This window comes from Streptomyces malaysiense, assembly GCF_000980885.2.
In the GTDB taxonomy this organism is placed as follows: Bacteria; Actinomycetota; Actinomycetes; order Streptomycetales; family Streptomycetaceae; genus Streptomyces; species Streptomyces malaysiense.
This window is the reverse complement of sequence record NZ_LBDA02000229.1, coordinates 1-225: the sequence shown is the minus strand read 5'-3', so window position 1 is coordinate 225 and position 225 is coordinate 1. Positions and strand designations below refer to the sequence as shown.

1 protein-coding gene is annotated in these 225 nt (G+C 68.4%); it reads right to left on the bottom strand.

What is annotated here, in order from left to right; genetic code table 11:
- A partial coding sequence (locus tag VT52_RS35090) for a condensation domain-containing protein (protein WP_143071005.1) occupies positions 1-225 on the bottom strand: 225 nt, incomplete at both ends.

Sequence of the window (225 nt, the reverse complement as noted above, 5' to 3'; positions counted from 1 at the left end):
ACCCTCCGGATCGGAGCCGGCGGAGAGGTCGCGCATCTCGAAGGGGGTGTCCGGGAGCCGGACGATCACCTGGTAGGGGTTTCCGTCGGCCGACTTCCGCAGCGCGGTTCGCAGGTTGGCGTGCCGGTCGAGCAGCCGGCGGGTGGCCTCGTGCAGACGCTGGACTTCCAAGGCCCCGTTCAGCTCAAGGACGAACTGTGCGGTGTAGACGTCGGTGCTCTCGTC